24 protein-coding genes and 1 tRNA gene are annotated in these 26,914 nt (G+C 63.9%); 17 read left to right on the plus strand and 8 right to left on the minus strand.

What is annotated here, in order from left to right; all coding sequences use genetic code 11:
• Window positions 1-33: 33 nt before the first annotated feature.
• From J7359_RS14170 to J7359_RS14180, 3 genes are read left to right on the plus strand one after another with little or no spacing between them, the layout of a single operon-like run.
• On the plus strand, window positions 34-1,095 hold the full coding sequence (locus tag J7359_RS14170; RefSeq protein WP_209057543.1) for an efflux RND transporter periplasmic adaptor subunit: 1,062 nt from the start codon (window positions 34-36) through the stop codon (window positions 1,093-1,095).
• A 14-nt stretch (window positions 1,096-1,109) separates the two neighbouring features.
• Complete coding sequence (locus J7359_RS14175) at window positions 1,110-2,219, plus strand: efflux RND transporter periplasmic adaptor subunit (protein ID WP_209057545.1); 1,110 nt, start codon at window positions 1,110-1,112, stop codon at window positions 2,217-2,219.
• Complete coding sequence (locus tag J7359_RS14180) at window positions 2,216-5,281, plus strand: efflux RND transporter permease subunit (RefSeq protein ID WP_209057547.1); 3,066 nt, start codon at window positions 2,216-2,218, stop codon at window positions 5,279-5,281. The genes J7359_RS14175 and J7359_RS14180 overlap by 4 nt, the downstream gene beginning before the upstream one ends.
• Before the next feature lie 187 nt (window positions 5,282-5,468).
• Here the strand turns inward: J7359_RS14180 and msrA are convergent, their stop codons facing one another.
• The 3 genes from msrA to J7359_RS14195 all read right to left on the minus strand — a co-directional run bounded on the left by msrA (window position 5,469) and on the right by J7359_RS14195 (window position 7,451).
• Window positions 5,469-5,975, minus strand: coding sequence for a peptide-methionine (S)-S-oxide reductase MsrA (gene msrA / locus J7359_RS14185; protein ID WP_209057549.1), 507 nt, complete (start codon window positions 5,973-5,975; stop codon window positions 5,469-5,471).
• Between the two features lies 1 nt (window position 5,976).
• Window positions 5,977-6,417, minus strand: coding sequence for a peptide-methionine (R)-S-oxide reductase MsrB (gene msrB / locus J7359_RS14190; protein ID WP_209057552.1), 441 nt, complete (start codon window positions 6,415-6,417; stop codon window positions 5,977-5,979).
• Window positions 6,418-6,482: 65 nt separating this feature from the next.
• Window positions 6,483-7,451: a nitronate monooxygenase family protein gene (locus J7359_RS14195; RefSeq protein ID WP_209057555.1), complete on the minus strand. Its 969-nt coding sequence runs from the start codon at window positions 7,449-7,451 to the stop codon at window positions 6,483-6,485.
• A gap of 328 nt (window positions 7,452-7,779) precedes the next feature.
• On the opposite strand from J7359_RS14195, the gene J7359_RS14200 reads away from it, so the two are divergent.
• Genes J7359_RS14200 through dinB form a run of 3 tightly spaced genes read left to right on the plus strand, consistent with a single transcriptional unit; the run spans window position 7,780 to window position 11,305 of the window.
• Window positions 7,780-9,447, plus strand: coding sequence for an ABC transporter ATP-binding protein (locus J7359_RS14200; RefSeq protein WP_247740422.1), 1,668 nt, complete (start codon window positions 7,780-7,782; stop codon window positions 9,445-9,447).
• On the plus strand, window positions 9,444-10,163 hold the full coding sequence (locus J7359_RS14205) for a folate-binding protein YgfZ (RefSeq protein ID WP_209057559.1): 720 nt from the start codon (window positions 9,444-9,446) through the stop codon (window positions 10,161-10,163). Before J7359_RS14200 ends, J7359_RS14205 begins: the two co-directional genes overlap by 4 nt.
• A complete protein-coding gene (dinB, locus tag J7359_RS14210) occupies window positions 10,160-11,305 on the plus strand; it encodes a DNA polymerase IV (RefSeq protein ID WP_247740410.1) in 1,146 nt (381 codons plus the stop codon). The genes J7359_RS14205 and dinB overlap by 4 nt, the downstream gene beginning before the upstream one ends.
• Here dinB and J7359_RS14215 read toward each other — a convergent pair.
• Both J7359_RS14215 and efp read right to left on the minus strand, forming a co-directional pair.
• On the minus strand, window positions 11,302-11,667 hold the full coding sequence (locus tag J7359_RS14215) for a DoxX family protein (protein ID WP_209057561.1): 366 nt from the start codon (window positions 11,665-11,667) through the stop codon (window positions 11,302-11,304). The genes dinB and J7359_RS14215 overlap by 4 nt on opposite strands.
• Before the next feature lie 78 nt (window positions 11,668-11,745).
• Window positions 11,746-12,309, minus strand: a complete 564-nt coding sequence (gene efp / locus J7359_RS14220) for an elongation factor P (protein WP_209057564.1) — start codon at window positions 12,307-12,309, stop codon at window positions 11,746-11,748.
• Between the two features lie 363 nt (window positions 12,310-12,672).
• On the opposite strand from efp, the gene J7359_RS14225 reads away from it, so the two are divergent.
• On the plus strand, window positions 12,673-12,999 hold the full coding sequence (locus J7359_RS14225) for a DUF6280 family protein (protein ID WP_209057567.1): 327 nt from the start codon (window positions 12,673-12,675) through the stop codon (window positions 12,997-12,999).
• Window positions 13,000-13,096: 97 nt separating this feature from the next.
• On the opposite strand, the gene J7359_RS14230 is transcribed toward J7359_RS14225, so the two are convergent.
• Entirely contained in the window at window positions 13,097-14,065 is a 969-nt protein-coding gene (locus J7359_RS14230; RefSeq protein ID WP_209057569.1) for a 1-phosphofructokinase family hexose kinase, read from the minus strand.
• Window positions 14,062-14,469, minus strand: coding sequence for a metallopeptidase family protein (locus tag J7359_RS14235; RefSeq protein WP_209057571.1), 408 nt, complete (start codon window positions 14,467-14,469; stop codon window positions 14,062-14,064). The genes J7359_RS14230 and J7359_RS14235 overlap by 4 nt, the downstream gene beginning before the upstream one ends.
• A 78-nt stretch (window positions 14,470-14,547) precedes the next feature.
• On the opposite strand from J7359_RS14235, the gene gltX reads away from it, so the two are divergent.
• From gltX to J7359_RS14255, 4 genes are all read left to right on the plus strand, one after another.
• A complete protein-coding gene (gltX, locus tag J7359_RS14240; RefSeq protein ID WP_209057574.1) occupies window positions 14,548-15,870 on the plus strand; it encodes a glutamate--tRNA ligase in 1,323 nt (440 codons plus the stop codon).
• Between the two features lie 240 nt (window positions 15,871-16,110).
• Window positions 16,111-16,187 (plus strand) — tRNA-Met (locus J7359_RS14245).
• Between the two features lie 405 nt (window positions 16,188-16,592).
• Entirely contained in the window at window positions 16,593-17,087 is a 495-nt protein-coding gene (locus J7359_RS19965; RefSeq protein ID WP_247740411.1) for a hypothetical protein, read from the plus strand.
• A complete protein-coding gene (locus J7359_RS14255; RefSeq protein WP_247740412.1) occupies window positions 17,056-17,394 on the plus strand; it encodes an IclR family transcriptional regulator C-terminal domain-containing protein in 339 nt (112 codons plus the stop codon). The genes J7359_RS19965 and J7359_RS14255 overlap by 32 nt, the downstream gene beginning before the upstream one ends.
• 109 nt (window positions 17,395-17,503) lie before the next feature.
• On the opposite strand, the gene J7359_RS14260 is transcribed toward J7359_RS14255, so the two are convergent.
• Window positions 17,504-18,067: a hypothetical protein gene (locus tag J7359_RS14260; protein WP_209057580.1), complete on the minus strand. Its 564-nt coding sequence runs from the start codon at window positions 18,065-18,067 to the stop codon at window positions 17,504-17,506.
• A 148-nt stretch (window positions 18,068-18,215) separates the two neighbouring features.
• Here J7359_RS14260 and J7359_RS14265 point away from each other — a divergent pair, with 148 nt between their 5' ends.
• The 6 genes from J7359_RS14265 (at window position 18,216) to J7359_RS14290 (ending at window position 26,836) form a co-directional block, all read left to right on the plus strand.
• Entirely contained in the window at window positions 18,216-19,028 is an 813-nt protein-coding gene (locus tag J7359_RS14265; RefSeq protein WP_209057581.1) for an alpha/beta fold hydrolase, read from the plus strand.
• Window positions 19,018-20,073: an AbrB family transcriptional regulator gene (locus J7359_RS14270; RefSeq protein ID WP_209057583.1), complete on the plus strand. Its 1,056-nt coding sequence runs from the start codon at window positions 19,018-19,020 to the stop codon at window positions 20,071-20,073. Before J7359_RS14265 ends, J7359_RS14270 begins: the two co-directional genes overlap by 11 nt.
• 96 nt (window positions 20,074-20,169) lie before the next feature.
• The gene (locus tag J7359_RS14275; protein WP_209057585.1) at window positions 20,170-22,029 is read left to right on the plus strand and encodes an ATP-binding protein; all 1,860 of its coding nucleotides are present in this window, start codon (window positions 20,170-20,172) and stop codon (window positions 22,027-22,029) included.
• Window positions 22,026-23,378 carry a sigma-54 dependent transcriptional regulator gene (locus J7359_RS14280; RefSeq protein ID WP_209057586.1) on the plus strand — a complete coding sequence of 451 codons (1,353 nt, stop codon included), beginning with the start codon at window positions 22,026-22,028 and terminating at the stop codon, window positions 23,376-23,378. The genes J7359_RS14275 and J7359_RS14280 overlap by 4 nt, the downstream gene beginning before the upstream one ends.
• A gap of 183 nt (window positions 23,379-23,561) precedes the next feature.
• Window positions 23,562-24,536 carry a TAXI family TRAP transporter solute-binding subunit gene (locus J7359_RS14285; protein ID WP_209057587.1) on the plus strand — a complete coding sequence of 325 codons (975 nt, stop codon included), beginning with the start codon at window positions 23,562-23,564 and terminating at the stop codon, window positions 24,534-24,536.
• Window positions 24,537-24,667: 131 nt separating this feature from the next.
• Window positions 24,668-26,836: a TRAP transporter permease gene (locus J7359_RS14290; RefSeq protein ID WP_209057588.1), complete on the plus strand. Its 2,169-nt coding sequence runs from the start codon at window positions 24,668-24,670 to the stop codon at window positions 26,834-26,836.
• Window positions 26,837-26,914: the final 78 nt, after the last annotated feature.

Raw genomic sequence — 26,914 nt, forward strand, 5'->3', positions numbered from 1 at the left:
GTTGCACAACGCCCGCATTTGAAAGCTTATTCCATGCACGTCCCGGACGTCCTGAAATTGCTGATCGCAGGGTTGGCCGCGTGCGGGTTGCCGGCGCAGGCCGCCGATCTGCGCGTCGAGTACGTGGTGGCGCGCGAAGAGGCGTTGCAGATGGACATACAGCTGACCGGCACGATCGAGGCGCTGGACAGTATCGCGCTGGGGTTCCGCCAGAGCGGGCGCGTGGTCGAGGTCTTGGCCGAGGAAGGCGATCATTTTCAGACCGGAGAGCCATTGGCGCGTCTGGATTCGGTCCAGCAGGATCAGGCATTGAAAGTTGCGCAGGCCAATCTTGCCGCTGCCCGGGCAGCGCAGGCGCAGGCAAGGCAGGCCGATGAGCGCGCGCGGGCCATGCTGGAACGCGGGGTGGGCACCCGCGCCGCGCGCGATGCGGCCGCACAAGCGCTTTCCGAGGCGGACGGTTCGGTCAGGCGCGCGGAAAGCGCCGTCGATCAGGCAAGCCGCGCCGTGGATGAGACCGTGCTGCGAGCTCCGCAGCCCGTCGTTGTCACCAGTCGCGACATTGCACCGGGGCAGGTCGTGGGCGCCGCGCAGCCGGCATTCTCGCTGGCCACGCTGAACGGCCTTGAGGCCGTGTTTCAGGCCGCCGACCACCCGCTGCTGCGCGAGGCGATGGGACTGACCGTCGAACTGACGACGATCGATTTCAACCGCCAGCAGATGTCCGGCACCATCACCGAGATCGCCCCGCTTGTCGATCCACAGACCGGAACGGTCACGGTTCGCGCCCTGATCGGCGAGGTGGGCAGCGATGTGTCGTTGCTGGGGGCTGCGGTGCGCGGACATCTGAGGATGTCGGCAGAGCCGGGGGTTGTCCTGCCATGGACGGCGCTGATGCGGCATGGGGATACAAGTGCGGTCTGGGTGGTCGATGACGAAGACCGGGTGCATCTGACGCCGGTTCGGATCGACCGTTTCGCGGACGGGATCGTCTATGTATCGGACGGCGTGGCGGCGGGTCAGACCGTGGTCGGGGCCGGGTCTCAGTTGCTTTATCCGGGCCGCAAGGTTCAACCCGCCGGGGTGTCGCCGTGATTGCCCGGCATCACATGGCGCGGATCCTGTGCCTTGGCGGCGCATTGATGTGGACCATGCCCGCGGTCGCACTTGATCTGCCAGCGTGGCTGAGTTTCGGAAGCCGTGCGCAGGAACAACTGGCGCCGCGCCCGGTCGTCACCGAAATCGTCGAGGATCGCGGCGAGGCGGCGCGCTGGGTTCCGGGCATCGTGCAGTCCCGCACGCAGGTGACGATGGCGTTTCAGACATTGGGTCGCATGGTCGTTCGCAATGCCGAATTGGGCGACAGGGTCCGCACCGGGCAGGTTCTGGCCGAACTTGCGACCGAGGACATGGCCGCGACGACACGGGCCGCTCAGGCCGCCGTCGATGCGGCCGAGGTCCAGCTCAGCACCGCGCGCACGACGCTGCAACGAACCGAGGCGCTGGCGGCCCGGAACGTCGCATCCGATGCGCAGCTTGAACAGGCCCAACAGGCCGCCGCCGCCGCCGACGCTGCCGCCGAGCAGGCCCGGTCCGAACTGGTCCAGGCGCAGGATTCGGAAAACAACGCGACGATGATCGCCCCGTTCTCGGGCGTGGTCAGCGATGTCTTCGAGGCACCGGGCGCGGTGGTCAGTGCCGGCGCGCCGATCCTGCAGCTGTCTGCCGAGGATCGCCGCGAGGCCGTGGTGGATCTGCCGGAATCCGCGATCGTCGGACTGCCGTCGGACGCGACCTTCACGGTCTGGCAACGCACCGACCCGGACAAGCAGGTGACCGCCGTTCTGGATCGCATCGACCCGATCGCAGATACCGCCACCCGCACTAGGCGACTGTATCTTACATTGCCACCCGACACGCCCTTCCGCCTGGGTGCGCTGGTGCGGGCCCGCCTTGGTTCGGCAGGAGAGCCTGTCCTGACATTGCCGACTGCGGCGATCCGTGTGGAGGACGGCCGGGACATCGTCTGGCGCGTGATCCGCGAGGGCGGTGCCGCGGATGCGGCCGGTCGCGTCGAGGCCGTGGTGGTCGAGACCAGCCCCGCCCTGCAGGACAGGGTCATGGTCATGTCGGGATTGTCCGAGGGTGACGAGGTGGTGATACGCGGTGTGCATTCCCTTCATGATGGACAGGCGGTAGGTCGGAGAGTGGTGCCATGACCCGGTTCAACCTGTCCGACTGGGCGCTTCAGCATCGCAGCTTCGTGTGGTTCCTGCTGGTCGTGTCGATGGTGGCCGGTGTGCTGGCCTATGGCAATCTGGGGCGCGAAGAGGATCCGAATTTCACCATCAAGACCATGATCATTGGCGCGGCATTGCCCGGTGCCAGTATCGAGGAGACGCTGAAGCAGGTCACGACGCGGATCGAGACCAAGCTGGAGGAACTGGACGAGCTCGACTTCACCCGATCCGTCACGACGCCAGGTCAGGCGGTGGTCTATGTCGAATTGCTGCCGACCACGCGCGGGCCTGCGGTCCCCGAAATCTGGAACCGTGTCCGACAGATGATGGGCGATATCCGCGCCGATTTTCCGCAAGAATTCGCGGGTTTTCAGTTCAACGACAATTTCGGCGACGTGTTCGGGAATATCTATGCTTTCACCTCGGACGGGTTCACCCAGCGAGAGTTGCGGGACCGGGTCGAGGATATTCGCCGGCAGGTGGCTGCGCTTCCCGCGGCGGGCAAGACCGAACTTCTGGGCCAGCAGGATGAAGAAATCCACCTGGAATTCTCGACCCAGCGGCTGGCGGCGCTAGGGCTGAACGAACAGCAGGTCCTGTCCACCCTTGCGTCACAAAACGCCATCGCCCCGTCGGGCGTGATCCAGGCCGGGCAGGAACGGGTGCTGGTCAGGGTCGATGGCGAATTCGACGATGTGTCCGCGATCGCCGCCGTCAATCTGCGGGTTGGGGAAAGGTTCTTCAACCTGGCGGACGTGGCGACCGTGACCCGCGGGTACAGGGATCCTCCTGACACGCTGTTCCGCTACCGCGGCCAGCCCGCGATTGGCTTGCAGATCGGGATGCGCGAGGGCGAGAACATCCTCGAGTTCGGCAGCCAGCTTGACGATCTGATGCAGCACGTCGCCGCGGATTTGCCCATCGGGATCGAGATGGCCAAGGTCGCCGATCAGCCGCATGTGGTCGATCATGCGGTCGGCCATTTTGTCCGCGCGCTGGCCGAGGCGGTCATCATCGTGCTGGTCGTCAGCTTCATCAGTCTTGGGTTCCGGGCGGGGTTCGTGGTCACGCTGACCATTCCGCTGGTCCTGGCGATCACTTTCGTGATCCTCGCTCTTTATGGAATCACGCTGCAACGCATTTCACTGGGTGCTCTGATCATCGCGCTGGGACTGCTGGTTGATGACGCCATGATCGCCATCGAAACGATGATCTCGAGGCTGGAGGTCGGCGAATCGCTGACTGCCGCTGCAAGCTATGCCTGGACGTCGATCGCCTTTCCGATGCTGACGGGCACGCTGGTCACGGTTGCCGGCTTCATTCCGATCGGGCTGAACAATTCTGCGGCGGGTGAATTCACCTTCTCGCTGTTCGTGGTGATCGCGGTGTCCCTGGTGATCTCGTGGATCGTGGCGGTTCTGTTCGCGCCGCTTCTGGGAGTGACCTTCCTGACAACCGCCGTCGCGCGTCATGAAGGACAGCGCCCCGGCCTGCTGCGCCGCAACTTCCACGCGCTGCTGCTGGTGGCGATGCGGCTGAAATGGCTGACAATCGCCGTGACGCTGGCGGTCTTTGCGCTGTCCGTGTTCGGGATGCGCTTTGTCGAGCAGCAGTTCTTTCCGACCTCGGACCGGACCGAGGTTCTGGTGGATATCACCGAACGCCAGAACGCCTCGATCGCCAAGACCCGTGCCGACATGGATCGGCTCGAGGCGACATTCGCCGATGACCCGGATGTGCTGTTCTGGACATCCTATGTCGGCCGCAGCGCGCCCCGGTTCGTTCTGTCGATGGACGTGCCGACGCCCGGCCCACACATGGGCCAGATCGTGATCCAGACGCCGGATCTTGCCGCGCGCGATCGCGTCAAGGCGCGGATCAATCAACTGGCCGCAGAGGATTTTCCGGGGGTCGAGATCTATGTGAAGAACCTGGAAATCGGCCCGCCGGTCGGCAAGCCGGTCCAGTACCGCGTCAGTGCGCAGGATATCGACATGGCCCGCGATGTCGCGCGCGACCTTGCAGCCGTCCTTGCGACCGAGCAGCGGTTGCGCGACATCGCGCTTGACTGGAACGAGCCGGCGCGTGTGGTGCGGCTGAGGGTCGATCAGGATCAGGCCCGCCAGTTGGGCGTGACCAGCCGGGACATCTCGGATTCGCTCTCGGCGCTGTTCTCGGGCGTTGTCGCGACGCAGCTTCGCGACGATATCTACCTGATCGACGTCGTGGCGCGCGGCGATGCCTCGGATCGCGAGACTCTGGGATCGATCAGGAACCTTCAGCTGACCACCTCCAGCGGTCAGCGGATCCCGCTGACGACCCTTGTCAGCCTGGAATACGGCACTGAACAGCCATTGATCCTGCAGCGTGACGGCAGGCCGACCGCGACGGTCAAGGCGGCGATCGACGGCAAGGATCAGCCGGCGACGCTGGTGCAGGCGCTTGCCCCAAGGGTTGCCGAATTCACGGCGGGACTGCCCGCGTCGGTCACGGTCGAAATCGGCGGTACGGTCGAAAGCTCGGGCGACAGTCAGGCGCCCATCGCCGCGGTGGTGCCCGTCATGCTGCTGATCATGGCGGTGCTGGTCATGGCGCAGATGCAAAGCCTGCGCCTTTCCCTGATCGTCTTCGCCGCGGCGCCCATGGGCCTGATCGGGGTCGTCGCGGTTCTGGTTCCCTTCGGGGTGCCGATGGGGTTCGTCGCGATTCTGGGGATACTGGCGCTGGTGGGGATCCTGATCCGCAACTCGGTCATCCTGGTGCACGAGATCCAGGAGCTTCTGGGCCAGGGTCGTTCCAGATGGCAGGCCGTGTTCGAAGCGTCGGACAGCCGCGCCCGGCCGATCCTGCTGACTGCGGCCGCCGCCTCGCTGGCGCTGATTCCGATTTCGCGGCAGGTATTCTGGGGGCCGATGGCCTTCGCGATGATGGGCGGGATCATCGCCGGCACGCTGATCACGCTGATCTTCGTGCCGGCGCTGTATTGTGCGGTCTTCGGTGTTTCACCGCCGGGTGATGAAGGGAACGACCGACCCGCTTGATGCCGCGACTGCATCGCTGCGGTCCGGACCTGCGCCGCCGCGAGCGCCATCCGCCGCAGGTGCCGCGTTTGACGGCGGCGCCATCGCGGGACGCAGGAAGCGCCGCGAAGCTTGCTTCGCGGCGCCTTGGTCTTCTGATCCGGATGAAACGACCCTGCGGGTCGTTGCCCCCTTCAGGTCGCGCCGCCTATTCGGCGGCGCTCCGTCTGGGCAGCACCCAGTTGGGACGCGGGAAGTGGCAGGTATAGCCGTTCGGAAACCGTTCCAGATAGTCCTGATGTTCGGGCTCGGCTTCCCAGAAATCGCCCACGGGGGCCAGTTCGGTCACCACCCGGCCGGGCCAAAGCCCCGAAGCCTCGACATCCTCGATCGTATTGCGCGCAACCTGCTGCTGCCGGTCATCGAGGTAATAGATCGCGGAACGATAGCTGGGCCCGATATCGTTCCCCTGCCGGTTCGGCGTGGTCGGGTCGTGGATCTGGAAAAACAACTCCAGCAATTGACGATAGCTGATGATCGACGGATCGAAGATGATCTCGATCCCTTCGGCATGGGTGCCGTGGTTGCGATAGGTGGCATTGGGAACATCGCCGCCGGTATAACCCACCCGGGTCGAAATCACGCCGGGCATGCGCCGGATCAGATCCTGCATGCCCCAGAAACAGCCCCCCGCCAGAACAGCGCGTTCGGTCATGTCAAGCCTCCTCGATCTGAGCCAGATAGTCGCCATAGCCTTCCGCCGCCATCCGATCCTTCGGAACGAAGCGCAGCGAGGCCGAATTGATGCAATAGCGCAGCCCGCCCTGTTCGGCGGGTCCATCCGGGAACACATGGCCCAGATGGCTGTCGCCGTGGCGCGACCGCACCTCGGTCCGCACCATCCCGAACGAGACGTCGCGATGTTCGGTCACGTTCTCGTCGATGGGCTTGGTGAAGGCGGGCCAGCCGCAGCCCGAATTGTATTTGGCCGCGCTGACGAACAGCGGCTCGCCGGACACCACATCGACATAGATGCCCGGTTCGAAATGATGATCGTATTCGCCGGTAAAGGCACGTTCAGTGCCATTTTCCTGCGTCACGCGATACTGCTCCGGCGTGAGCCGGTCGATCGCGTCCTTCGTCTTCTGATAAGCCAAGTCGCCCTCCACGGATCGGGTCCTGTCGCAGCCCTATATGGGATGCCGGGCCCGTTTCGCAAAGGTCACAATCGCGCCAATTCCGCCTTCGCTTCGGCGTATTCGCGGGCCAGCCGGCCGACCAGATCCGCCGCCGGAACGATGTCGTGGATCGCGCCGATTCCCTGGCCAGCCCCCCAGATCTGGCTCCAGGCCTTCGCCTTTGACGATCCCTGTCCGAAATTCATCGCGCTTGCATCAGCCTGATCCAGGTTGTCCGGGTCCAATCCCGCATTGCGGATCGACGGCGCAAGGTAGTTCCCGGACACGCCCGTGAAGAGCGACGAGGTCACGATATCCATCGCACCGCTGTCGCAGATCATCTGCTTGTAGTCTGCCTGCGCATTCGCCTCGTCCGTGGCGATGAACGGGCTGCCGATATAGGCCAGATCCGCACCCATCGCCCGTGCGGCCAGCACCGCGCGGCCGGTCGCAATCGATCCGGACAGCAGCAAGGGGCCGTCAAACCATTCGCGGATCTCCTGGATCAGCGCGAAGGGCGATTGCGGCCCGGCGTGGCCGCCGGCACCGGCGGCAACCGCGATCAGCCCGTCGGCGCCCTTGTCGATGGCTTTTCTGGCGAAGACGTTGTTGATGATGTCGTGCAACGCGATACCGCCGCAATCATGCGCCGCCGCGTTCACCTCGGGGCGGGCCCCCAGCGAAGTGATCCAGATCGGCACCTTGTGGCGGTGACAGATCTCGATGTCGCGTTCCAGCCTTGCATTGCTGCGATGCACGATCTGATTGACGGCGAAGGGTGCGGCAGGGTGGTCGGGGTTGGCCTGGTTGTGTCGGTCCAGCTCTTCGGTAATCCGGGTCAGCCATACATCCAGCAGCGGCGGTTCGCCGTCCTTCTCGCGGGCGTTCAGCGCCGGAAAGCTTCCCACGATCCCCGCCTTGCATTGGGCGATGACCAGCTCCGGCCCCGAGACGATGAACATCGGCGAGCCGACAACGGGAATGCGCAGATCTTGCAGGATCGGTGGCAGCATGGACTCTCTCCCCGGATTGCGTTTCTCAGAACTTGCAGGTGACGCTGGCGCGGCACAAGCCGTGACGCGGGGGAACGCCACCGGACCGCGATTCGCGATTGGCGTATCACCGGGCGCATCCCGATTTGCGATCTCTCGGCACCAAGTCGGCTGTCAACACGCCGCGCCTCACCTGTCGGCTTGCCCGTGACCGGCGGACCGGGCTATGGCTGGGCGGAACACGATAACCGGTGCAGGAAGGTCCGCGCAGCCCGTGATCCAGTCCGTCCCGACCACTTCCCTGTTTCGCCGGCTTTGGGCGGATTATCTGCGTCCGCATCGCTGGCTCATGGCATTGGCTTTTCTGCTGATGACGCTGGAAGGATCGACGCTTGCGCTGATCTCTTGGATGCTGAAGCCGCTGTTCGACCTGGTCTTCGTCGGTAAAGAACCCGGCGCGATCTGGTGGGTCGGCGGATCGATCTTCGGCATCTTCCTGCTGCGCGCGGTGACACTGGTCGCCAGCAAGTCGCTGCTGACGCGGATTTCGCTGGATATCTCGACCAGGATGCAGACCGATCTTCTGGCCCATATCCTGACGCTTGACGGGCGGTTCTTTCGCGACAATGCGCCGGGCGCGCTGATCGAGCGGATCCAGGGTGACACGATGGCCGTTCAGGGTGTCTGGTCCACATTGCTGACCGGGGCCACGCGGGACGCGATCTCGCTGGTGATGCTGTTCGGGGTGGCGTTGACAGTGGATCCGGTCTGGACGCTGGGGGCGATGGTCGGCGCGCCGCTGCTGATCGTCCCGGCCGCGCTTGTGCAACGCTATATCCGCCGCAAGATGCGTCAGAACCGCGCCACCGCCAGCGCCCGCGCCACGCGGCTGGATGAGATCATGCACGGCATCACCTCGATCCGGCTGAACCGGGCCGAGGCCGATCAGACCCTTCGCTTCCAGCGTATCGTCGAACGATTCCGCAACTCGCAGGTCAAGGTTGCCGCGACCAGCAGCGTCATCCCGGCGCTGACCGATATCGTCACCGGGATCGGCTTCGTCGCCGTGCTGGCCCTTGGCGGCCGAGAGGTGATGCAGGGCGAACGCAGCGTCGGGGATTTCATGTCGTTCTTCACCGCCCTGGCGCTGGCCTTTCAGCCGATGCGCCGGCTTGGCGGGCTGGCCGGCACGTGGCAGACCGCTGCCGCCAGCCTGGAACGGATCTACGAGGTGTTCGACACCCGTTCAGGCATCGTGTCGGGGGCGCGGCGCGAGCCGCCGCCCGACATGTCGGTGGCGCTGCGGGATGTGTGGCTGTCCTATGACGGTCAGCCGGTGCTGCGCGGTCTGGACTTCACTGCCGAGGCCGGGCGCACCACCGCGCTGGTCGGACCGTCGGGGGCCGGCAAGTCCACCGTCTTCAACCTGCTGACCCGGATGGTCGATCCCGACAGCGGCAGCGTGTCTCTGGGGGGGATACCGGTGTCGGACTATGATCTGGGCGTGCTGCGGGATCAGTTTTCGACCGTGGCGCAGGAATCGGCGCTGTTCGACGAATCCCTGCGTGACAATATCCTGATGGGCCGACCGGGCGCGGATGATCAGGCCCTGACCGCCGCGCTGCAGGCGGCCCATGTCACCGATTTCGTCGATCCCATGGGGCGCGGTCTGGACAGTCCCGCCGGCCCGCGCGGTTCGTCGTTGTCGGGTGGTCAGCGCCAGCGCATCGCGATTGCGCGGGCGGTTCTGCGCGATGCGCCGATCCTGCTGCTGGACGAGGCGACCAGCGCGCTGGACACCGCCAGCGAACGGCTGGTGCAGGACGCGCTGGACAGGTTGTCGGCGGGGCGGACCACGCTGGTCATCGCGCACCGGCTGTCCACCATCCGAAATGCCGACAAGATCGTCGTGATCGAGGCGGGACGGGTTGTCGAGCAAGGCAGCCATGACCAGTTGATGGCAAAGGCCGGGGCCTATGCCCGGCTTGTGGCACTGCAATTCGGAGACGAGCTATGAACCGCAAGATCATTCGCGTTACGGGTGAGGATCGCGTCGAATTCCTGCAAGGGCTGGTCACGAACGACGTGACGCGGGCGCCGTGCTGGGCTGCGATGCTGACACCGCAGGGCAAGTATCTGGCGGATTTCCTGATCGTGCCAGGCGACGATGCGCTGCTGCTGGATGTCGATGCGGGGCTGGCTGACGACCTGATCCGGCGATTGTCGATGTACAAGCTGAGGTCCAGGGTCGAATTGCAGCCGACGGACATGACCGTCGCCCGCGGGACCGGTCCGGTGCCTGACGGCGCCATCGCCGATCCGCGCCACGATGCCCTTGGCTGGCGAGATTATGGACAGACGGGCGATGACGGCAGCGACTGGGATGCGATCAGGGTCGAGCACTGCATCCCCGAGACGCTGATCGAACTGATCCCGAACGAGACGTTCATCCTGGAGGTCGGTTTCGAGCGTCTTCACGGCGTCGATTTCCGCAAGGGATGCTATGTCGGGCAGGAAGTCACCGCGCGGATGAAGCACAAGGCCGAGCTGCGCAAGGGTCTGACCACCCTGCGGGTCGAGGGCGAGGCACCGGTCGGCACCCAGATCACCCGCGACGGGCGTGCGGTCGGCACGCTGTTCACCCAGTCGGGCGGGCGGGGCCTTGCGCATGTCCGCTTTGACCGGCTGGGTGACGGCATGGAGGCTGGCCCGGCCCGCATCTTCGCCGCATGAGCCGTGGGGCCGACATGGCCCCCGACGCGCAGCCCACGCTGCGCAAGATCATCCATATCGACATGGACGCGTTCTATGCCTCGGTCGAGCAGCGCGATCACCCCGAACTGCGCGGCACGCCCGTCGCGGTCGGCGGCTCCAGCCTGCGCGGCGTGGTCGCGGCCGCCAGCTATGAGGCGCGGGTGTTCGGGGTGCGATCCGCCATGCCGTCTGTCACGGCAAAACGTCTGTGCCCGGACCTGATCTTCGTCAAGCACCGCTTCGATGTCTATCGCGAGGTCAGCGCCCAGATCCGCGACATCTTCGCCGACTACACGCCGTTGATCGAGCCGCTTTCGCTGGACGAAGCCTATCTGGACGTGACCGACCATCTGTGGCCCGGACAGACCGCGACCCAGGTCGCCAAAGAGATCCGCGCGCGAATCCTGCAGGCGACCTGCCTGACGGCCAGCGCGGGGGTCAGCTATAACAAGTTTCTGGCCAAGTTGGCCTCGGACCAGAACAAGCCCGACGGGCTTTGCGTCATTCCGCCTGAACGCGGCCCCGATTTCGTGTTGCACCTGCCGGTCGGCAAGTTTCACGGCATCGGCCCTGCGACCGCGTCGAAGATGAACGCGATGGGGATCGAAACGGGCGCCGACCTGCGCGCGCAGGATCTGGATTTTCTGACCCGTCGCTTTGGCAAGGCGGGGCAATATTACTGGAATATCTCACGCGGGATCGACCACCGGCAGGTCCGGCCAGAGCGGATCCGCAAATCCGTCGGCGCCGAGAACACCTATTTCACCGACCTGATGACGCTCGAGGCGGCCGATGACGCGCTCGCTCCCCTGGCGCGCAAGGTGTGGGACCATGTCAGCCGCCATCGCCTGCAGGGGCGGACGGTCACGGCCAAGGTCAAGTTTTCTGATTTTCAGCAAATCACACGGGCGCGCAGCCTGCCGCGCCCGGTCGGCTCTGAGGCCGAGTTGCTGGATCAGGCCTGCGCGCTGATCCGGCAGGTGCTGCCCGACCCGCGCGGGGCACGGCTGCTTGGCGTCACCTTGTCGGGCTTTCTGGACATCGCGCCTGATGAGCCCGCCCAGCTTGACCTGTTCGCCCCCCAGGCCGCGCCTGGCCAAGAGCCGGGCGGCGTGTCCTAGCGCCAGATCACCCACCGCCCCGGACCTTGGGCCGCCAGGATCAGCAGACCGCCCGCGATGGCCCAATTCTTGACAAAGATGGTGACCTGCCACGGGTCGGCCCGCAGCTGCCAGTGAAACCAGCTGGTCGCCATGCAATAGACCGCCATCACCGCGGCCCAGATCCCGACGCGCGGCCCCAGGACCAAGGCCAGCGCGGCGATGGCGTCAAAGACCGCCACCGGCCAGATCAACGCACCGGGCAAGCCGATCCCGGTGATCATCTGTGCGGCGGGGGCCGGGTCGGCGAATTTCTGCACCGCGCCGCCCAGAAACAGCAGCGCGATGAGGATGCGCCCGATCAGATTGGTCGCATCGCGCATGGGCTTTCTCCGAAAATGCGGGGGCAGGGCGGCCGTCCCGCGCCCGTGATGTTCGGATCGGACGCGGTCGGGGCGGCCTCAGGCCCGTTCGCTGTATTCGAACATCTCGGTGTTCACGACGATGTCTTCACCTTCGCCCACGAAAGGCGGGATCATGATGCGCACGCCGTTGTCGAGGATGGCAGGCTTGTAGCTGTTCGCCGCCGTCTGGCCCTTCACCACCGGCTCGGTCTCGGTGACCTTGCAGGTGACTTTCTGCGGGATCGACACCGACAGCGCCTCGTCGCCGTAATATTCGATGGTTGCGGTCATCCCGTCCTGAAGGAAGGGCCGACGTTCACCCAGCAGATCGGCATCAAGCTCGGTCTGTTCGAACGTTTCGCTGTCCATGAAGACCAGCCGGCCGTCGGTCTCGTACAGGAATTGCTGGTCCTTCTGATCCAGACGCACGCGTTCGACCTTGTCCTCGCTGCGGAACCGTTCGTTCAGCTTGCGACCGTCGCGAAGGTTCTTCAGCTCGACCTGCGCAAAGGCCCCGCCCTTGCCGGGTTTGACGTGATTGACTTTCACGGCGGCCCACAGGCCGCCGTCATGTTCCAGCACGTTGCCGGGGCGAATTTCGTTGCCGTTTATCTTGGGCATGAACCATACTCTGTCGGATGTTACGGAAAATCCGCGCGTCCGGGCGTTGAACGGCGGTGTCGCGTTCCTATATCCGCAGCAGCACACAGAGGCAACCAATACAGGATTGGCGCGTTGTCAAGGCAGGATCAGCGGCGATCCGCCGCCGATCCCGGCAATGACATGTAAATTTCTTCTGAGTTTTACATGGAATGCGGGCTATGCATGGCAGCTATGCGGTTGCGGGAATATCGAATCGGCGGGGTTCTGGTCTATTGCAGGCGGCACCGTCGAAGAAACGGAAAGAAAAAACGCGGGGTTGCGTCATGTTCCTCCCGCAAGGGCCTTGGTGACCCGAGGTCCGCATAAGAATGGACGAATGGAATGCGTGATTTTGTTGACGGCTCAGCTTTCAATTTCGAACAAGGCCAGCGCGCCCGCAAGCTTTTTGCGGCCGTGGTGCTGGCGGCGCTGGATGATGCCATCGCCGATGACAAGAAATACGGTAACGGCCCCGACCAGATCGCGCGTTGGGCCCGGTCCCGCGATGGTCGCGAAGTGCTGAGCTGTGCCGGCATCGATCCGAACGAACGGGTCGTGAAGGGCCTGATGGAATTCGTGTCCAAGGGTGTCCGCACATCGGTCGCCTTGTCGCGCGAGGAAAGCGAACGCCGCATGGCCGCCGAGGCGGAAGAGGCCGAGGCCGCCTGATCCGCGTCTGCCTTCCCGCATGAAGAACCCATGCCGCCCTTCGGGGCGGCTCTTTTTTTTCCGGCATGTGCTGCCGGGGCCTGCTTCGGGGGCTGCGTCAGATCCGGGTGACAACGCGTTCGGCGAACATGCGTTCGACGTCATGGGCGTGGCACAGCTCGGTCGCCGGTGTCATGACCGCAGCCGAGGCGGCTGCGGCACCAAGTGCAAGCGCCTCTTCCACGGGCCATTCGCGGGCCCGGGCCAGGACGAACCCCGCCACGAAACTGTCCCCTGCGCCGACCGCGCTGACCACCCTTACGCGCGCTGCCTCGGCATGCCACGCGCCGTCGGGGCCGGCGATCACCGACCCGTCTGCGCCACGGGCGACGATGACGGACCTGGCGGCACCTTCCCTGACCAGCACGGCGGCGAATGCGGCGCTGTCGCTGCGCAAGGGCAGGGGGCGGCCCGCCAGTGCCTCGGCTTCGTGGCTGTCCATGCGCAGCACATCGACCGGTGTTGACGAACCTGCAAGCGCCTGCAGCGCCTCCCCTGACGTGTCGACCAGCAGCCGCGCCCGGCCATCCTTGAGGCGCACGGTCAGCATCTGTTCGAAGCCGGGTGCAACGCCCGGCGGGTTGGACCCCGAGACGACCACCCAGCCGCCCGCGCGCGCGGTTTCCGAAATCGCTGACATCATGTCGGAGACATGGGTCGTGTGCCATTCAGGGCCGGGCATGACGAAACGATACTGGCTGCCCGTTGTGCGATCGGTGACCGCCAGCGATTGTCGCGTCTCGCCGGGCGCGGTCAGGCGCAGGATGGACAGCCCGTCGGATTTCAGCAGATCCGCGATCCGGGTGCCGGTCGCGCCGCCAAGCGCGACCATCGCCGTGGACTGCCCTCCCAGAATCTTGATCGCGCGGCTGACATTGATGCCGCCGCCGCCGGGATCGACAACCGGCTTGTCACAGCGCAGCTTGAGGTCCGGGCGCACCTCGTCGGCGGCGGTGGACAGGTCCAGCGCCGGATTCAGCGTGACCGTCAGGATCGGGGCCTGGGTCTCGCTGCCGGGCAGGGTCATTCCCACCACCTGTCGATATGCGCGATGTCGTCGTCGGACCAGCCGAAATGATGGGCCAGTTCATGCGTGACGACGTGGGTGATCAGCTCGCCCAGGGTCACGTTTCCGCGCGCCGCCCATTCGTCCAGCAAGGGGCGGCGGAACAGCCAGACGATGTCCGGCCCTTCGGGCTGATCGGCCACCGATTTCTCGGTCACCGGGATGCCGTCGTACAGCCCGGTCAGTTCGAACGGATCGTCGATCTGCAGTTCGTCCAGCACGTCGTCGGGCGCGAATTCGGCGACCCGGATCGCGACATCCTGTGCGTGCCCCGCGAACCTTGCCGGCAGCGTGACCAGCGCGGCCCGTGCCATGGCCTCGATCTCGTTCGCGTCAGGTGCCCTGATCCCGTCCCAGTCCGTCATCCACACCTCCTGCGTTCATTCCCTGATATGGACAAGAATCGGCTTCTGTGAAAGAGCAACGGCAACAGGAGACAGCCCATGACCACCACCCGCTTCGCACCGTCACCCACCGGCAACATCCATGTCGGAAACCTGCGGACCGCGTTGTTCAACTATCTGATCGCGCGAAAGGCTGGCGGCACCTTCATCCTGCGCCTTGATGATACCGATCAGGAACGCAGCAAGGAGGAATATGCCGATGGGATCAAGCGGGATCTGGAATGGCTGGGTCTGCACTGGGACCGTGTCGAACGGCAGTCGCTGCGTCTGGACCGTTACGCCGAGGTTGCGCGGCAATTGCGCGAATCGGGTCGGCTTTACGAGGTGTTCGAAACCCCGACCGAACTGGATCTGAAGCGCAAGAAGCAGCTGAACATGGGCAAGCCCCCGGTCTATGACCGCACCGGCCTGAACCTGTCGGACGCGGACAAGGATCGGCTGCGCGCCGAGGGCCGCGACGGCTACTGGCGCTTTCGTCTGGATCACCAGCGGATCGAATGGGATGACGGCATCCTGGGCGACATCTCGATCGACGCGGCCTCGGTCAGCGATCCGGTGCTGATCCGTGCCGACGGGCAGGTTCTTTATACCTTCGCGTCATCGGTGGACGACACCGATATGGGCGTGACCGACATCGTGCGCGGATCGGATCACGTGACCAATACCGCGACGCAGATCCAGATCATTCAGGCGATCGGCGGAACACCCCCCAACTTCGCCCATCACAGCCTTCTGACCGGTGCCAAGGGCGAAGAGCTGTCCAAGCGGATCGGCGCGCTGTCGCTGAAGGATCTGCGCGAAGCTGGCGTGGCGCCAGAGGCGCTGCTGTCGCTGATGGCGCGGCTTGGGTCGGGTCAGCCGGTGACGCTGGCAGGTCTTGACGAATTGGCTGACGAGTTCGACTTGTCCCGGTTCGGCGCATCGCCTACCAAGTTCGATGCCGAGGATCTGTGGCCACTGACCCGTGAAAAGACCCAGTCGCTGCCGTTCGAGGCGGTCGAGGACCGGATCCTCGCGCTTGGCGTCCCGAATGAACAGGCCGCGCGGTTCTGGCGCGTGACGTCAAAGAACATCACCACGCTGGACGATCTGGCCGGATGGTGGCGCATCTTCAGCACCGGGGCCGATCCGCAGATCGAACCCGAGGATGCCGATTTCATCGCAGATGCGATGGCGCTGCTGCCGCCGCCGCCCTACGAAGATGACACTTGGGCCACGTGGACCGCGCAGGTGAAGGCCGCGACCGGCCGCAAGGGCAAGGGGCTGTTCATGCCGCTGCGCAAGGCCGTCACGGGGCAGGCGCACGGTCCCGAGATGGCCGACCTGATGCCGCTGCTGCAGGTGGTGAAGGCGCGCGGATAGCGACCCGTGTGGGCGCAGCGTCAGCGACGGTTCCAGCGCTGGAAACGTCTCTGATCTATGTTCTGCCAAGCGACCGTCAATGTTGTTTTCCGCAATTCTGCGACATCGGACTGGACGGGCTGCGTCGGCGGATTTCAGGCGGCACAACAAGATGAGGCACGGCGTCGGAGTTTGTTCGGATCTGTCCCAGAAAACCGCTTGACGCCCCCTGCGCCACCCCTTACATCGCCCCACACCCGTGGCGGAGTAGCTCAGTTGGTTAGAGCAGAGGAATCATAATCCTTGTGTCGGGGGTTCAAATCCCTCCTCCGCTACCATCTTTCCCCGTTGGAATTCATAGCCGAACTCGTCGAGGGGCGATCCCTTCGAAAGATTTGTCTTGATAGCGCAGCCTGAGATCCGCAATGCGTGATCAGGGCAACCTGGCGCCCCAGCAACGGCAGGAGCGTGCCGGACAGACCTGAGGCGCGCCTGATCGGTGGCCGGTTGACGATCTGTCCCGAATTCTGGACCGGCGGGATGCCGCGCTAACATTCGGCATGGCGGGCATCGCCCCCGCATCGATGTCATCGCCCGTTCCCGTCCGTCTACAACTACCTCAGCCTTGGTCTGGCGGCCTTCTCCGGGCTTTCCAAAGTGGAAATTGTCAACGTCGGGACACACCGCGGGGGCGTCGCCACCGATCCGATACATCCTGTACGAACGGTTCACCAGGCGAGCCGGTGTCCATAAAGAATATAACGACGATCCAAGGCCTGTATATCGGCCTTGACGGCGGCGGCGATCGTTTCTTCGGCCAGCCATTCGACCATTTGTCTTGGCAGTCGTGGCACTGCGTGTGGTCGTTCCCCGTCAAGCGTTTTCAGGGTGATCCTGCCCGCTCTATCGAGGAAGAGCGCCTTGCCGGTCTTTCGCAAGGGATCAGTTGGACCATTACCGCTGGCGTACGCTATAGAAAATTGGTTCGGGTATCGCACGGAAAGAACATGCAAATCGCGACCATGGGCATGATGGGTGGCCATGCCAATGGGCTGCAGGTCATCGACTCCTTCTGCAGCGACCGTGCGCGTCAATCAATATCAGAGGCGTCGGCCAGCAGCGGTCTTGGTCGTGCGGGCGGTGCAGAAGAAGGTCGTGTCGATCACACTTATGCCCGGATCTCGTCTGCCTGCATTCTGCACATCGATGGGACGCGTCCTGCTGGCATCGCTGCCTGAACGCGTTGTCAGGCAGAAACTGGCTTCGGGATCGCTGGTCAGGAGAACCCCGTACACGGAAACTGACCCCGAAAAACTCATTCAGATTTTGCGCGATGTAAGAGAGAGCGGATTCTCGGTGATCGATCAGGAAGTCGAAGTGGGGCTGCCTTCCATCGCGGTGCCGGTCCTTAACAGCCGGGGGGACGTCGTAGCAGCGATCAATCCGGGTCTGCCTGCAATGGCGGGCGATACCGGCGAGATCGTGGAACGGTATCTTCAGCCGTTGATCGACTTGCAGGCTGAACTGAAATGGGTGCTGGTATGAAGCTCGGTCATGTCATCACCCGCGTGAAGCTGCGCGGCAGTCAAGGTTCGACCAAGAACATCCGGTGCAGACAATTGCGCACGAGCATCGGATAAGTGACAATGAGCTATCAGCTTCCTCCTCTGAACGCGCCCGAGACGAAGGTCCGCCCGGCGCAATGAAGGATGACGAGCCTGACATCGTCACACGCCTCGATCTTCTCGGCCGCATCCTTGAGCCCCGCGCGCACGGCCCGATTAAGCGCGTTCACGGGAGGGTTGTCGATCTCGACATGGGCGATGTCGTCGTGGATAGTCAGCGTGACTGGGGGCATGAATGCTCCGGCTTGGTTAGAGAGTGCGTGCGGCCCGAAGCGCGGGGTCCGCTTCTGCTGAAGGCGAGGACACATTCGGTGCGATCGGCGGAACGGATCTGCTGGATCAGGTCCATATTTCGCGCCCTGTTCGCCGCGAGGGTCACCCGGTTCAGCGTCAGCGCCGTTGCAATAGCCGTGCGCAGGATTGAGGGCCCGGCCCGCTTCCGTCAGCCTTACCGCACGGCGTTCCCCGTCTTGCCAGGCTGCGCAGGTCGTGGCGGGCAGCCCTTGCTGAATCAGGATGTCCGGTGCGTTCAATCGCCTGGATCTGTCAAGGCTGATCAGCCTCACAGCTCCGCCGTTCTGCGCGGGTATCATGGCGCCCCTCCTCCGGGCAGTTCTTGGGGCGGGTATAGTCCGTCGCCTGATCTTGTAACCTGACCTTTGCTCAGCCGATGCCCTGCTATATTGCAGTTGCTGCAATTGTGCCCGAGGCTCAAGCTGAGGCAGGAGGGCGGAACGACGAATGCACGAACTTCATTTCGAGGCCGATCCTGCGGGCAAGCCGTCGTTGCTGCTGGTCCATGGGGTCCTGTCAAGCCGGCGTCACTGGGCACTGAACACGGCTCTGTCACGTGACTATCGCTGTATCCGGGTCGATCTTCCGGCCCACGGGAAAAGCCCTGCGCCCGACGATCCATTGTTTTATCGCCCCGATGCGATGGTCGCCGCGCTGGATCGGCTGCGCGCAGGACTGGGCATCGACCGCTGGTTCATCTGCGGGCAAAGTTTTGGGGCGGGGCTGACGCTGCGCTATGCGCTGACCCATCCGGATCGGGTCATCGCCCAAGGCTTTACCAATGCGAACGCCGCCCTCCGCGGTATCTGGACAGAGGCGCAGCGTGCCGCGCATGACGCCCGTGTCGCGGATATTGTCGGGAACGGGCTGACAGGACTGCGCAGGCAGGCATTCCACCCTGCCCACGCAAGACGCTTTCCCGCGCAGATCCGGGCGATGCTGTCCTGCGACGCGGACGGTTGCGACATTCCGGGCTTCGTCAGGCTAATGACCGAAGGTCTGCCCAACCTGTCGGTGCGCGACCGGATCGGCAAGACCAGCGTGCCCACGCTACTTGTCAATGGCGTGACAGAGCGCAGGTTCCAGGCGGTGCGGGACGAGATCCCGACGCTTTTGCCCTCGGTAGGGATCGTGGACCTGCAGGGCGGATATTCCATCAATATCGAGGATCCGGGCGGCTTCGATGCGGCGCTGACCGAATTCTTCAACGGGTTCGTGGCGGATGACATGACGGCGGAGCTATCGGGTCATGAACATTAGGAAGATCGTGCATCCCGTGGGTATCTACGGCTTTGCCGCACTTGGCGGTTGGTTGATGAGCGCGATCGGATCGCCGCTGCCCTGGATGATCGGTCCGCTGATTGCGACCGCCTCGCTCTATATCGCCGGTGTCACGACTTACATCATTCCGGTGCGCACGCGCCCTTTGGGGCAGATCATCGTGGCCGCGCAAGTCGGGCTGTCCTTTTCGCCTACGGCTCTTGGCAAACTTCTGGACCTGACGCCGCTGCTTGTCGGCATGGCCTTGCTGACCGCAGTTTGCGCTTGCCTTGTCGCGGTCGTCCTTAGCCGGATCTCGGGCACGGGCCTTGTCGCATCGCTGCTGTCGACCATTCCGACCAGCCCGGTCGAGGCCGCCGTCATCGCCGAGCGCATGGGCCTGCCCCCCGGACCGGTCATCTTCGCGCAGACCCTTCGGATCGCGTCCATCGTGGTTCTGGTGCCGATCACGATCTATGCCATCGACGGCTGGCCGGATCGTCGGGGACTGACCTCGGCACAAGATTTCGATGCTTTCGGATCGCTGCTGCTGATCGCCGCCGCCGTGGCTGCGGCCCTCGCCTTCCGGTTCCTGCGCATCTCGAACCCGTTCTTCCTGGGCGCGCTGGCTGCTTCTGCCGCACTGACCGCGTTCGGAACGACACCGGCCCCGTTTCCGCCGGCCGTGCTGTCCCTTGCTCAGGTTTTGCTGGGCACCTGGCTCGGGTCGACCTTCCGCCGTTCCCTGTTCGTGTCAGCGGGGCGAACGGTTGCGTCGATCGGCCTGTCGACACTGCTGTTCCTGGGACTTACGACGATCTCCGGCTATGCCCTGTCGATCTTTCTGGGCATGACGTGGGAGGATCTGGTTCTTGGTGCGGCGCCCGGAGGCGTGACCGAGATGGCGCTGACCGCCAAGTTTCTGGAACTGGACGTCGCGCTGATCACCGCATTCCATCTGGTGCGGATCTTCATGATCGTTCCCGCGATACCTGCGATCGCGCGTATTCTGCAACGCCACGAAGAGCGGCGAGCCGCAGGCTGATCGGCATCCCGGTACATCCTTGGATCTTGGTTGCAAGACCTCATAGAGTGGTCAGTGGCGTGCCCGACTGTTTGAAATGACAAGGCGATCCAAGAGATGACGTTGCCCGCGATGAAGCGCGACGAGGCTGTGCCCGACCAAAGGGTGGTTCTGTTCGCGTGCTGCATCGCGCTGTGCCTTGCCGTTTCCGTGTTCGGCATCGGGCCACTGACGAGATACTATCTGTCGGACAGCAAGGCGCGCGGCGAAAACACGATGCGTCTGGTTGTCGCCACGCTGAATGGCGAGTTGGCCCGATACGAACGGTTGCCGCAATTGCTGGCGCAACAGGATCTGGTGCAACGGGTCGTCTCGGACCCCGCCGATAGCGATGTCGTTCAGGCCGCGAATGCCTACCTGAAATCGGTCAACACGCTGCTTGGGTCGTCCGATCTTTACGTGATGAACACCGACGGGCTGACGGTGGCCGCCAGCAATTACGATTCCGATGTTCCTTTCACGGGGCAGAACTTTTCCTATCGGCCCTATTTCGCGGATGCCCTGCAGGGCGGATTCGGGCGTTTCTATGGCTTGGGGACCACGTCACAGCGCCGCGGCTATTATTTTGCCGCGCCGATCCGGCAGGGTGGCGCGATCACAGGCGTCATCGCGCAGAAGATCGATCTGGACCTGCTGGAGGAAAGCTGGCGCGCGGCGGAGTACGAGATCATCGTGACCGACCCCGAGGGGATCATCTTTCTGTCGGCCCGGCAGGACTGGTCCTATTCGTCGCTGGCACCCCTTAGCATCGAGGCGTTGCAGCGATCCCGGGAAGTGCAGCGCTATGCCGACGCTCAGATCGGCGTTCTGCCCTTGCGCGTGACCGGCAGCTATGACGGTGACGAACTGGTGACCGTGGATGACGGCGGCAGGTCGCGCGGCTTTCTGGTCATCGCGCAACAGATGCAGGATGCCGGGTGGACCGTGCGGGTGCTGGTCGATACCGCCCTGGCCCGTTCGCAGGCATGGACGATGGTCTTGCTGGCGGTTCTGGCGATTGCGTTCGTCACGCTTGGGCTGGGGGTCGTCATGCAGCGCCGGAAAAGGCAGCGCGAACTGACCCAGTATCAACGGGCGACGCAGGCGCTGCTGGAACAACGCGTGCAAGAACGGACCGCGGAACTGGCATCGGTCAACGCGCGCCTGCGCGACGAGGTCACCGAACGCCGCGCGACCGAGACCGAGCTTCGCCGCACCCAACGCCGATTGGTGCAATCGGCCAAGCTGGCAGCCTTGGGACAGATGTCGGCGGCGCTGAGCCATGAGTTCAACCAACCCCTGGGGGCGATACGGAACTTTGCCGAAAACGCCGAAAGCTATATCGAGCGCGACCGGTGGGATGAGGCGCGCAAGAACATCACGCGCATTCTTGGCCTGACCGATCGCATGACCGAAATCAGCCGCACGCTTCGCAATTTCGCTCGCAAGCCCAGGCAGCAACTTGGTCCCGTCGATCTGGCAACCCTGGTCGGCGAAAGCGTCGATGTGATCTCGTGGCGGCTGAAAGGGTCGGCCATCCGCATCGATTCAGATGGTATTCCCGATCAGTTATGGGTCATGGCAGAACCCGTCCGCCTGCAGCAGGTAATGGTCAATCTGCTGGCGAATTCGCTGGATGCGCTGCGCGAAACCCCTGATGCGAGAATTGTCATCGCGGCCGCCCGCAAGGGTGACAACGTGCTGGTAAGCATCATCGACAACGGGCCGGGAATTCCCCCCGATCTGCAGGAACGGATCTTCGATCCGTTCTTTTCCACCAAGGGTGTCGGGCAGGGACTGGGGCTTGGCCTGTCCATCTCGTATAACATCATACGGGATTTCGATGGCGAACTGCGGTTGCGCGATGCGCCGTCAGGCGGCGCCATATTCGAGATAGAGTTGAAAGCGGCAAGACCAGAGGACGAAGAAGCGCCATGAAAGGCCGTGTGCTGCTGATCGACGACGAGGATGATTTCCGGCTTTCCATGGCGCAGGCCCTGGATCTGGCAGGCTTCGAGGTCGAGGATCATTCCGATGCGCAGTCGGCGCTGCATCTGCTCAGCTTCGGGTTCCGGGGCATCGTGATCACCGACATCCGCATGCCCCGCCTTGACGGGCTAAGCCTGATGAACCGCGTGGCCGAGATCGATGCCGAAATTCCGGTGATCCTTGTGACGGGGCACGGGGATGTGCAGCTTGCCGTTCGGTCGATGCGCGACGGCGCCTATGATTTTCTGGAGAAGCCCTTCAAGACCACGCATCTGACCGAAATCGCCGCCCGCGCGATGGAATTCAGGCGCGTGCTGCTGGAAAACCGGGTGCTGCGCGCCGCCGCCGGACAAAATGACGATCTGGAACAGCGGCTGATCGGGCGTTCCAGCCTGATGATCGATCTTCGGCGCAGGATGCGCACCATCGGACCGACCGAGGCAGACGTGCTGATCGTCGGCGAGACCGGCGTCGGCAAGGAAGTTGTGGCGCGGGCCCTACATGATCTGTCGTCGCGGGCGACCAAGCCATTCGTTGCGATCGACTGCGCGGCGCTGCCGGCAAGCCTGATCGAATCCGAACTGTTCGGGCACGAGGCCGGCGCCTTTGCCGGTGCCCTGCGCGAAAGATACGGCAAGCTGGAACATGCGCAGGGCGGAACGATCCTGCTGGACGAGATCGGCTCGTTACCGACCCAGGTACAGGGAAAATTCCTGCGGGCGGTGGAAAAGCGCGTGATCACCCGGCTTGGCTCGCACGATGAACGGCCGCTGGACGTGCGGTTCATGGCCACATCCCGAAAGCCGCTGGAAGAAGAGGTCGCAGCGGGCAATTTCAGGCCCGATCTGTTGTATCGGTTGAATGTCGTGACCTTGACGGTTCCGCCCCTGACCGACCGGCAGGAAGATATCCCGCTGCTGTTCAGCAAGCTGGTGCAAGAGGCCGCCGGACGATACAGTTGCGAGCCGCCGCCGTTGTCGCCCAGGGTCATCAATGACATCAACTCGCGGCCCTGGCCGGGCAATGTCCGCGAACTGCGAAATGCCGCCGACCGCTATGCGATGGGCATCGCGCTGCAACCCCTGGACGGGGAAGACGAACAACCGATGCGCCTGGCAGATCAGGTCGCCGCGTTCGAGCGGAACGTGATCGCGGCGGCGTTGCTGAACCATGGCGGCAAGCTGAAACCGGTATACGAATCACTGGGACTGTCGCGAAAATCGCTTTACGAAAAGATGCAGAAATACGGGATCGACAAGACCCGGTTCGGATTGGACGCCGACGAAACCGACGACTGATGCGGTCCGCAGGGAACACGCCTGCGAAGCGATGTCACCTTTTCCACCCATTGCTGCGGTGCGGCGGCGTTTTTTGGGCTTCGGTGGCGCTAGCAAGGTTTGCGACAAAACTGTGCAAGGTGCTTTCAACTGTGCATCCCACGGGCATGGCCCGCGGAGAGAATGCATAGAGGGAGGAAATTCATGCAAACCCATCGTCTCGCCTTTGCCGCCGCCGCCGCGCTGATGATCTTTCAGCCGGCCGTCGCACAGGAAGATCGCGCGGACTGGCCAAGCAGCATGACCATCGGCACCGCCAGCCAGGGCGGCACCTATTTCATCTACGGGACCGGACTTGCGGCGCTGATCAGTCAGAACCTGGGCTTGAACGCCTCGGCCGAGGTGACGGGCGGGCCGGTCCAGAACGCCACGCTGGTGGAAACCGGCGATCATCAGGTCGGTCTGCTGACCATGGGACCGGCACACGAGGCCTGGACCGGCAAAAGCGAACTTGCGCCGGGCGTGGAACACAAGCAGCTGCGCGCGCTGTTCCCGATGTACCAGACCCCCTTCGAGGCCGTTGCATTGCAATCCACGGGCATCGACGACGTGTCCAAGCTGGACGGCAAGCGCGTCTCGGTCGGTCCGGCCGGCGGCACCGCTGCCACCTACTGGCCGCGCTTCTTCGAGGTGATCGGTGTCAGCCCGAACATCAGCTATGCAGGCGCCAGTGACTCGACCGGGCAGGTCAAGGACGGTCTGATCGACGGCTTCTCGTTTGCCGCGGGCGTGCCGATCTCGGCCTTCTCGCAGATTGCCGCAGAGAACCCGGTGAACATCTTCGGGTTCACCGACGAGCAACGCGACAAGATCCTTGAGGCGATGCCCGAGGTCTCGGCCTTCGACATTCCGGCGGATCTGTATCCTGATACCCCCGCGCACGGGACTGTGGCGATGTGGAACTTTGCCACCGCTTCGGTCGAGATGCCCGAGAGCCTGGCATACGAGATCACCAAGCTGGTGATGGAAAACAACGAGGCGATGGTTCAGATCCACGCTGCAGCGGCCGAAACCCTGCCCGAGAATGTCGGTCAGAACAGCTTCCTGCCCTATCATCCGGGCGCGGTCCGCTATTTCGACGAAGCCGGCGTCGAGATCCCGGACGAGCTGCGTCCGTAAGGCGGCAAGGATGCCCCGCATGACGGGGCATCCCCACCAATCCTTCCAGTAATTTGCGGCAGATTGTCCGCGCAGCCACATGCCGCCCGCAGGGCGCGGCACGGCGGTCCCCTTTTGCAACGGAGCGGCAGATGTCTCATCCCGAGCCCACCCAGTCACCCGTCATCGCGCAGGGCGTGGATGACGAACCACTGACCCCGACGCAACGCGATCTGCGGGGGCGAAACGGCCTCGTCTTCGCCGCGCTGTGCATCGCCTATACGCTTTTCCATATTCTGGTCATGAACCTGTTTCCGATGGAGACATGGGCCTATCGCATGATCCATGTCACCGGCGGTCTCGTGATCGGTTTCCTGGGTTATTCGGCGCTGACGCAATCCGATGACGTGACCGGTGCGGCGGGCAAGCTGTCGGACCGCGGCATGCCTGAAAAGGCGCTGCTGGCACTGGCGCTGGGGGGGGTGGGATATGCCTTTGCGATGATCGCCTATGCCTGGCTTGGACGTTGGTTCGCAGGCATGGCCAATCCCCCCGCCTTCGTCTTCAACAGTTTCGGCATTCCGCTGCTTGTTGGAACGATTGCCGCGCTGGTGGCGGGCTGGCTTTACTCTGGTCGCGATCGCAACCGGATCTACGAAGGGGACTGGCTTCTGGGCATCGCGTCGATCGCGGTGCTTGGCTATATCCTGTTCGTTGTCGGGGCCCTGCGCCTGCGCGCGGGCACCGGGATGGCGCAGCCGGGTGATATGTATGCCGCCATCGCCGGCGTGATCCTGATCCTTGAACTGACGCGACGCCTGACCGGGCTTGTGCTGGTGGTGATCGTCAGCGTGTTCATCGCCTATTCGTTCCTGGGTCCGTGGCTGCCGGGGTTCCTGAACCATCGTGGCTATAACGCCTCGCGTTTCTTCACCTATATCTTCACCGATCAGGGGATCCTGGGCGCGCCGATCGCGGTGTCCTCGACCTATATCATCCTGTTCATCGTCTTCGCGGCTTTCCTGCAGGCATCGAAGGTGGGCGATTACTTCGTGAACTTCGCCTTCGCCGCCGCCGGTCAGGCGCGCGGCGGACCGGCCAAGGTCGCCGTCTTTGCCAGCGGCCTGATGGGCATGATCAACGGCACCTCGGCGGGCAATGTCGTTTCGACCGGGTCGCTGACCATTCCGCTGATGAAGCGGGTGGGCTATCCGGCCAGATCGGCCGCCGCCATCGAGGCGACCGCGTCGTCGGGTGGGCAGATCCTGCCGCCGATCATGGGGGCCGGTGCGTTCATCATGGCCGAGGTCACGGGCATTCCCTACACGGAAATCGTCGTGGCCGCGATCATCCCGGCGGTGCTGTATTTCATTTCGGTCTACTTCATGGTCGATCTGCAGGCGCTGAAGCTGGACATGAAGGGGTTGCCCCGGTCCGAACTGCCGAAATTCGCCGTGCTGGTCCGTCAGGTCTATCTGTTCCTGCCGATCATCATCCTGATCTACACGCTGTTTGCGGGGTATTCGGTCATTCGTGCCGGCACGCTGGCGATGGTGTCGGCAGCCGTGGTCAGCTGGCTGACCCCGCACCGGATGGGGCCGCGCCAGATCCTGCATGCGCTGGATCTGGGGGCGCGCATGTCGATCCAGATGGTTGCGGTCTGTGCCGCCGCCGGGGTGATCGTCGGTGTCATCGCGCTGACGGGCGTAGGCGCGCGTTTCTCGACCCTGCTGCTGAGCATCGCCGATCAAAGCCAGCTTCTGGCGCTGTTCTTTGCGATGTGCATCTCGATCCTGCTGGGAATGGGCATGCCGACCACGGCCGCGTATGCCGTGGCCGCGGCGGTCGTCGCGCCGGGGCTGGTGTCTCTGGGCATCCCGGTTCTGGTCGCGCATTTCTTCGTCTTCTACTACGCCGTCATGTCGGCGATCACACCGCCGGTCGCCCTGGCCGCCTATGCGGGGGCGGGGCTTGCGGGGTCGGACCCGATGAAGACCTCATTCGAGGCGTTCCGCCTTGGGCTTGCCGCCTTCATCGTGCCGTTCATGTTCTTTTCGTCGCATGAACTGCTGATGCAGGGCGAATGGATCGACATCCTGCATGTCTTCGTATCCGCGATGCTGGGGATGTTCCTGCTGTCTGCATCGGTGATCGGCTATTATTTCGGTCGGCTGAACATCCTTCTGCGCGCGGTCCTGCTGGCTGCCGCCCTGGCGATGGTCGACGGGGGCTGGCTGACGGACGCGATCGGACTGGCGGTGGCCGCAGGTCTGTTCGTTCTGCAGCGCGCCCTGCGAGGTCAGCGGGTCAACGCGACATGACGGACTGAAATGCGGCTGCGGGTCGGACGGCCCGCAGCCGCTTCTTTGCCGACGGTCTGACAACCGCGGATCAATCGT

Source organism: Paracoccus sp. R12_2 (assembly GCF_017744015.1).
GTDB lineage: Bacteria > Pseudomonadota > Alphaproteobacteria > Rhodobacterales > Rhodobacteraceae > Paracoccus.